At 70.5% G+C, this 7,240-nt stretch carries 8 protein-coding genes; 7 read left to right on the top strand and 1 reads right to left on the bottom strand.

The genetic code is table 11. From position 1 onward, the window contains the following. Positions 1-132: 132 nt before the first annotated feature. Positions 133-732: a TetR family transcriptional regulator gene (locus GEV10_31390; GenBank protein ID MQA82908.1), complete on the bottom strand. Its 600-nt coding sequence runs from the start codon at positions 730-732 to the stop codon at positions 133-135. 165 nt (positions 733-897) lie between these two features. Between GEV10_31390 and GEV10_31385 the strand changes: the two genes are divergently transcribed. The 7 genes from GEV10_31385 to GEV10_31355 form a co-directional block, all read left to right on the top strand. Continuing rightward, entirely contained in the window at positions 898-1,533 is a 636-nt protein-coding gene (locus GEV10_31385) for a CDP-alcohol phosphatidyltransferase family protein (protein MQA82907.1), read from the top strand. 39 nt (positions 1,534-1,572) lie between these two features. Continuing rightward, positions 1,573-4,080, top strand: a complete 2,508-nt coding sequence (locus tag GEV10_31380; GenBank protein MQA82906.1) for an NTP transferase domain-containing protein — start codon at positions 1,573-1,575, stop codon at positions 4,078-4,080. 72 nt (positions 4,081-4,152) lie between these two features. After that, a complete protein-coding gene (locus tag GEV10_31375) occupies positions 4,153-5,070 on the top strand; it encodes a DUF881 domain-containing protein (GenBank protein ID MQA82905.1) in 918 nt (305 codons plus the stop codon). Next, a complete protein-coding gene (locus GEV10_31370; GenBank protein ID MQA82904.1) occupies positions 5,067-5,399 on the top strand; it encodes a DUF1290 domain-containing protein in 333 nt (110 codons plus the stop codon). The genes GEV10_31375 and GEV10_31370 overlap by 4 nt, the downstream gene beginning before the upstream one ends. 34 nt (positions 5,400-5,433) lie before the next feature. After that, on the top strand, positions 5,434-6,573 hold the full coding sequence (locus GEV10_31365) for a DUF881 domain-containing protein (GenBank protein ID MQA82903.1): 1,140 nt from the start codon (positions 5,434-5,436) through the stop codon (positions 6,571-6,573). Between the two features lie 93 nt (positions 6,574-6,666). Beyond that, positions 6,667-7,047, top strand: a complete 381-nt coding sequence (gcvH, locus tag GEV10_31360) for a glycine cleavage system protein GcvH (GenBank protein MQA82902.1) — start codon at positions 6,667-6,669, stop codon at positions 7,045-7,047. Between the two features lie 58 nt (positions 7,048-7,105). Then, the coding region (locus tag GEV10_31355; GenBank protein MQA82901.1) for a zinc-ribbon domain-containing protein at positions 7,106-7,240 on the top strand (135 nt) is incomplete at its 3' end.

Genomic DNA, 7,240 nt, shown 5'->3' with positions numbered 1-7,240 from the left:
GCGCGAGGCACCGCCCGCAGCGACGCACCACCATCCACCCACGACCAAGCTCAGCGGCATCCAGCCGGTGAGCCAGCCCACCATGCCCAAGCTCACCTCAAGCCCGGACTTGACTTCGACCTCATAGGTTGGTCAGCCGGGGATCACCAGCACCTCGTCGAAGTACCGGCGCAGCACGGCCTCGGGGTCGACGACGGGGACGCCCCGGGGCGCGAACAGCAGATGGAGCGAGAGGCCGTCGAGCAGCGACCACAGCCGCTCGACCTCCACCTCGTCGACCCGCTGGTGCCGGTAGGCGCCGGACTGGCGCATCCCCTCGAGCAGCCCGTGGCACAGCTCGTACATGCCCTGGTCGGCCCGGTCCCTGATCTCGCCCAGCCGGGGGGCCGACAGGCCCGAGGCGCTCAGCGCGAACCACACCTCCGCCTCCGCCCGTCGCTGGTCGTCGAGCGGCAGCACCTCGACGCAGTACCGAAGCGCGACGTCGACCGGCAGGCCGTTGATGTCGATCCGCGAGACCCGCTCCCGTACGCGGTCCTCGACGAGTCCCATCGCGAACACCAGCAGCTTGTCGTGCGTCGCGAAGTAGTGTCGCAGCGAACCGGCCGACCGTCCCGCCTCCCTGGCGACCGTCCTGATGGACGTCGCCTGGACGCCGTCGCGCACGATCACGCGCCAGACGGCCTCGGCGAGCTCCGTGCGGCGTTCGTCGTGGTCCACGATCCGGGGCATGCGCCCTTTCTAGCACAGTCGTGCTTATTTGTTTCTCGGCAGCGGTCGCCCGCCGTGACACCGGCAAAGGTCGGGCAGGAACGCCTCCGAAGTCGTTAGAGTCGAGGAGGCGAGCGGACCCGGCCACATTCACGCCGACCTCGCCGATGGCCAGGGAGGGGCGTGGTGGTCGTAGCAGAAACAGAACCGCAGCCGCTGCGCGTTCGCACCTGGCCCAACCTCGTCTCCGCCCTCCGCCTGCTCGGTGTGCCGCTCTTCCTGTGGCTCGTCCTCGGCCCGAGGAGCGACGGGTGGGCGGTCGTCGTGCTCGCGGCGTCGTCGGTCACGGACTATCTCGACGGCTGGCTCGCCCGCAGGCTGAAGCAGACCAGCAGGCTGGGGCAGATGCTCGACCCGATCGCCGACCGCCTCTACATCTTCGCGGCCGGCATCGGCCTGATGCTCCGCGAGGTCGTGCCCTGGTGGCTGGTCGCGGTGCTGGCGTTGCGTGAGCTGGTGCTCCTGGCCTGGTGGCCCGCGCTCCACCGGAGCGGGTACGGTCCGCTGCAGGTGCACATCCTCGGCAAGGCGGGCACCCTCTGCGTTCTCAATGCCTTCCCGATCCTGTATCTCGGGGTCGCGGTACCGTCGGTGGAAACCTACGCTCACGTCATCGGCTGGGCGTTCGCGATCTGGGGCGTCGCGCTGTACTGGGTGTCGGGCGGCCTCTACATGGAACAGGCGCGGCGGTTGATCCGGGGGCGTCGTCCGGCCGACGACCCAGGACTCGCGGAGTCGGATCCGAGCGAAGCCAATGCATGACGAGACCCACCCCGGGTACACGGGTGGGGTGGAGGTCCAATGAAAGCTGTCGTCATGGCCGGGGGAGAGGGCACCCGGCTACGCCCACTCACCGCGAACACGCCCAAGCCGCTGCTGCCGATCGTCAACCGGCCGATCATGGAGCACGTCCTGCGGCTGCTGCGCAAGCACGGCTTCAGCGAGACCGTGGTCACGGTCCAGTTCCTCGCGTCACTGATCCGCAACTACTTCGGCGACGGCGAGGACTTCGGCATGTCGCTGCAGTACGCGACCGAGGAGTCACCGCTGGGCACCGCGGGCAGCGTCAAGAACGCCGCCGAGGCGCTCTCCGACGACACCTTCGTCGTCGTGTCCGGTGACGCTCTCACCGACATCGACCTGGAGAAGCTCGTCGCGTTCCACCAGGAGAACGGCGCCCTCGCGACCGTCTGCCTGGTCCGCGTGCCCAACCCGCTGGAGTTCGGCATCACCATCGTCGACGACGACGGCCGGATCCAGCGGTTCCTCGAGAAGCCCAGCTGGGGCCAGGTGTTCTCCGACACCGTCAACACCGGCATCTACGTCCTGGAGCCGGAGATCCTCGACCTCGTCCCCGCGGGCGAGGTCGTCGACTGGTCGTCCGACGTGTTCCCCATGCTGCTCGAGAAGAACGCCCCGCTGTTCGGCTACGTGGCCGACGGCTACTGGGAGGACGTCGGCACGCACGACAGCTACCTCAAGGCCCACGCCGACGTGCTGTCCGGCAGCACCAACATCGAGATCGACGGCTTCGAGGTGGCGCCGGGCATCTGGGTCGGCGAGGACGCCGAGGTCGACCCCGACGCCACCCTGCGCGGCCCCCTCTACATCGGCGACTACGCGAAGGTCGAGGCCGGCGTCGAGCTGCGCGACGGCACCGTCCTCGGCAGCAACGTCGTCGTCAAGGACGGCGCGTTCCTCCACCGCGCGATCGTGCAGGACAACGCGTTCATCGGCGGCCAGACCAACCTGCGCGGCTGCGTGATCGGCAAGAACACCGACATCATGCGGAGCGCGCGGGTGGAGGAGGGCTCGATCATCGGTGACGAGTGCGTCATCGAGGAGGAGGCCTATATCTCCTCGGGGGTCAAGGTCTTCCCGTTCAAGACGATCGAGGCCGGCGCCGTCGTCAACACCAGCGTCGTCTGGGAGTCGCGCGGCCACCGCAACCTGTTCAGTACCCGCGGCGTGAGCGGGCTGATCAACGTCGAGATCACGCCCGAGCTCGTCGTCCGCCTGGCCAGCGCGTACGCGAGCACCCTGCGCAAGGGCGACAGCGTCACCGTGTCCCGTGACCACTCCCGTGCCGCGCGCACCCTGAAGCGGGCCGCCATCAGCGCGCTCAACGCGGGCGGCATCGCCGTTCGTGACATCGAGCTGGCGCCCGTCCCCGTCGCCAGGTTCGAGGCGTCACGCACCGACTCCGCCGGCGGCATCGTCATCCGCACCTCGCCCGGTGAGGCGCAGAGCGTCGACATCATCTTCCTCGACGAACACGGCGCCGACCTCTCGTCCGCCGCGCAACGCAAGCTCGAACGGCTCTTCTCCCGCCAGGAGTTCCGCCGCGCGTTCCCCGGCGAGATCGCCGACCTCGTCTACCCGCCCCGCGTCGTCGAGCTCTACACGCGGGAGCTGCTGGCGAGGGTCGACACGTCCGGCGTCCGCGACGCGGGCATGAAGGTCGTCGTCGACTGCGCAGGCGGCGCCGCGTCGATCGTGCTCCCCCCTCTGCTCGGTCACCTCGGCGTCGACGTCCTGACCGTCAACAGCGGACTCGACGAGGCGTCCCCGACCGAGACACTGGCCGACCGCAAGCGCGACCTCGAGCGGCTCGCGGCACTCGTGTCGTCGTCCCGCGCCGCCTTCGGCGTGCACTTCGACCCGGTCGGCGAGCGGCTCAGTCTCGTCGACGAGCGCGGCTCGCTCGTCCCCGACGACAGGGCTCTGCTCGTCTTCCTGCACCTCGTCGCCGGCGAGCTCGGCACCGGCCGCGTGGCCCTGCCGATCACGGCGACCCGCGCCGCCGAGCGGCTCGCGAACGACCGCGGCGTCGGCGTCCTCTGGACCGCGACGTCCGCGAGCTCGCTGACAGCCGCGATCGACGGCGACGTCGTCCTCGGCGCCGACGGGCGGGGCGGCTTCGTCGTGCCCGAGATCGGCGGGTCGATCGACGGGGTCGCCGCGTTCGTCTGGCTGCTCGGGCTCGTCGCGCGGGCCAACCTGACGGTCAGCGAGATCGAGGCGCGCATCCCCGTGACCCACGTCCTGCGCCGCGCAGTGCCGACGCCCTGGGCGAGCAAGGGCCAGGTCATGCGCACGGTTCTCGAGGCGGCGGGCGACCAGGAGGTCGACACCACCGACGGCCTGCGCGTCATCCCGCGAGACGACAGGTGGGTGCTCGTGCTGCCCGACCCGGCCGAACCGGTGACCCACATCATCGCCGAGGCGCCGGACGACGACGCGGTCCAGGACCTGCTCGACGAATGGGCCGATGTCGTGGAGCGCGCGGCTCCCGTCGACACGGCCTGACACAATGGCCGTCGCAGCACGGACCGAGGTGACGACGGTCATGACCGACACGTGCCGCGACATCCGGTGCCCATGATCCGGCCGCGGGGGAGATCGATGCCAGCCGAGCGCCGTACGACCGTCCCGGTCGACGACGAGGAGAAGCCCGTGCCGCGGCGCGCCGACGCGTCGATGTCGATGCTCAACGACCTCTTCGACCACCGCCAGGAGGACGACTACCGCGCCGCCGCTCGTGCCGGCGGCTCGCCCCATGCCGCGGTGCCCAGGCTCCCGATGCGGATCGCCAGGCGAACCGCGTTCTTCGCCCTGCTGGTCGTGTGCGCCGTCTTCGCCACGTCGGCCGTCCGCGCGCTGGTGACCGACGACTCACGCGCGGCTGCCGACCACGACGCGCTGGTGAAGGAGGCGCAGAACCGTTCCGCGAGCGTGGGCAATCTCGAGCGGCAGCTCGTCGACGCCCGCCAGGAGTACGGCGCCGCGCAGCGCCGCGCCCTCGCCGTCGACAGCGAGGGCGCCGACCAGGTGCGCGAGCTCAAGCGTCTCCAAGACACCACGGGCTTCAACGCCGTGCGCGGCTCCGGCGTCGTGGTCACCGTCGACGACGCCGATAGCGACGAGCTCGGCGGCACCGACTCCGGCGGCAAGATCATGGACCGCGACCTCCAGGTCCTGGTCAACGGGCTGTGGGCGGCCGGGGCGACGGCCATCGCGATCAACGGCCAGCGCATCACGGCGCTCACCGCCATCCGCGAGGCCGGTGACGCGGTGCTCGTCGACTATCGTCCCCTGGCACGGCCGTATGTCGTCTCGGCGCTCGGGGACCGACACACCCTTCAGGCGTCGTTCGCCGACGGCGCCGCGGGACGATACTTCAAGACACTCCAGACCAGCTTCGACGTGAGGTTCGACATGCAAGATCGCGACCGGCTCGACCTGCCGGCGGCGTCGACCGTGCAACTGCGGTACGCGCGACGGCAGAGTGCGCCATGATCGCCGTCATCGCGCTCGCCGCCGGAGTGATCCTCGGGCTCGTGCTGCAGCCCACCGTCCCCGGCTGGATGCAGCCGTACCTGCCGATCGCGATCGTCGCGGCGCTCGACGCCGTCTTCGGCGGGTTCCGCGCGCTGCTCGACGGCCTGTTCGACGACAAGGTCTTCGTGGTGTCGTTCGTCTCGAACGTCATCGTGGCCGCGCTGATCGTCTTCCTCGGCGACCAGCTCGGGGTGGGTGCCCAGCTGTCGACCGGCGTGATCGTCGTCCTCGGGATCAGGATCTTCACCAACGTCGCCGCGATCAGGCGTGGGTTGCTCAAGGCATGATCGTGTGCAGGCCGACCGGGGGGAGGGGGTGCAGATGAGTCGGGACGAGTCCGACGCGAAGGCGACGGAGCCGGACGTGACCGATCCGGATCCGCGCGACGAGGCGGAGAGCGAGACCGACGCCGACGACGTCGGTGAGCCGGCCGCCGCCGACGAGGTCGACGAGCCGGACGACTCCGCCGACACCGCGGACGGGGTCGACGAGCCGGACGACGCCGAGGACGTGGCCGACGCCGAGGAGGTGGACGACGCACCGGCGGGCGCCGACAGCGACGACGACACCGACGGCGGGGACACCGAGAACGACACCGACGGTGACGACGATGACGCCGACGAGGTCCCCGAGGGCGACGCCGACGACCTGCCCGGCGACGACACCGAGGCCACCGACCACGACGATGCAGGCCCGGAGGACGAGGGGGAGCCCATCGCCGCCGGCGCGACGGCCGGTGCGGGCGGCGCGCGGGCACAGCGCCGCGGGGCCCACGCCCGCCGGGTGACCCCGCGGGAACGGCTGCGCGAGCTGGTCGCGCCCCAGGCGAACCGCACCCAGGCGATCATCGCGCTGGCCTGCCTCGTCGTGGGCTTCGGTCTGTCGGTCCAGGTGCGGTCGTCGTCGCAGGAGGCATCGTTCACGAGCCTGCGCCAGTCCGAGCTCGTCAGCCTGCTCGACCGCCTCAACCAGCGTCAGGAGGACCTCCGCGAGGAGCTCCTGCGGCTGCAGCAGGAGAAGGCCGCGCTCGGCAGCGAGGACAGCGAGGCGGCGCGCAAGGCCGCCCAGGACCGTCAGCACACGCTGGCGATCCTCGCCGGCACGGAGCCGGCGTCCGGTCCCGGCATCGACCTGTTCGTCAGGGATCCCAAGGGCGGTGTCAACGCCGCCGAGCTGCTCAACGCCGTGCAGGAGCTGCGCGACTCCGGCGCCGAGGTGCTCCAGATCGGCGACGTCCGCATCGCGGTCGACAGCTACTTCCTCGACGCCAAGGGGGGAGTCGTCATCGATGGGAAGAAGGTGAAGGCGCCCTACCGGATCCGCGCGATCGGCGATCCGCACACGATGGCCACCGCGATGGACATCCCCGGTGGCGTGCTCGAAACCCTTCACCGCGCGGGCGCCGAGGCCACCGTCAGCGAGAGCCAGTCCCTCACGGTCTCGGCCGTCCGCGACCCCTGATGCCGGGGAGGGAGGCACGACCCGGTGCCGATACCCTCCCTCTACGCCTCAGCCCGCACCCGACACGCACATCACACGAAGAGGAGCCCGTCTGTGTACCCGGACGATCTCAAGTACACGGCCGACCACGAGTGGGTGAAGCCGTCGGGCGACGGTGTGGTGCGCACCGGCATCACCCACTACGCGCAGGACGCCCTCGGCGACATCGTCTTCGTCTCGCTGCCCGAGGTCGGCAGCGAGATCGAGTCGGGCCAGGCGGTCGGCGAGGTCGAGTCGACCAAGAGCGTGTCCGACATCTACGCGCCGGTCACCGGCACGGTGACGGCGCGCAACGAGAGCCTCGACGGCCAGCCCGACCTCGTCAACTCCGACCCGTACGGCGAGGGCTGGATGGTAGAGATTCGAGTGGCTGACCCGGCGGCGGTCGAGGCACTGATGGACGCCGGCAGCTACACGAGCACCCTGGAGTCGTGACCGCGGGGACCCTGGTCCCCGCGCATCGTCGTCCGCGCCGCAAGGAGGCAATGAGCCAATGGCTACCGTGTTCTGCACCCAGTGTGGGCACGCGAACCCGCAGGAGTCGCGTTACTGCGCGAACTGCGGTGCAGCGTTGACGCACGGCGGTGAGGCCGCAGGCGACAGCGGAGGGCCGAGCACCACGACCTTC

The sequence above is a fragment of the Streptosporangiales bacterium genome, from assembly GCA_009379955.1.
In the GTDB taxonomy this organism is placed as follows: domain Bacteria; phylum Actinomycetota; class Actinomycetes; order Streptosporangiales; family WHST01; genus WHST01.
This window is presented reverse-complemented; position numbering and strand designations above follow the sequence as displayed.

Excerpts from the sequence above, each read along its gene's own strand:
- GEV10_31390 (MQA82908.1), bottom strand. The coding sequence starts at position 732 with ATGCCCCGGATCGTGGACCACGACGAACGCCGCACGGAGCTCGCCGAG.
- GEV10_31380 (MQA82906.1), top strand. The coding sequence starts at position 1,573 with ATGAAAGCTGTCGTCATGGCCGGGGGAGAGGGCACCCGGCTACGCCCA.
- GEV10_31375 (MQA82905.1), top strand. The coding sequence starts at position 4,153 with ATGATCCGGCCGCGGGGGAGATCGATGCCAGCCGAGCGCCGTACGACC.
- GEV10_31370 (MQA82904.1), top strand. The coding sequence starts at position 5,067 with ATGATCGCCGTCATCGCGCTCGCCGCCGGAGTGATCCTCGGGCTCGTG.
- GEV10_31365 (MQA82903.1), top strand. The coding sequence starts at position 5,434 with ATGAGTCGGGACGAGTCCGACGCGAAGGCGACGGAGCCGGACGTGACC.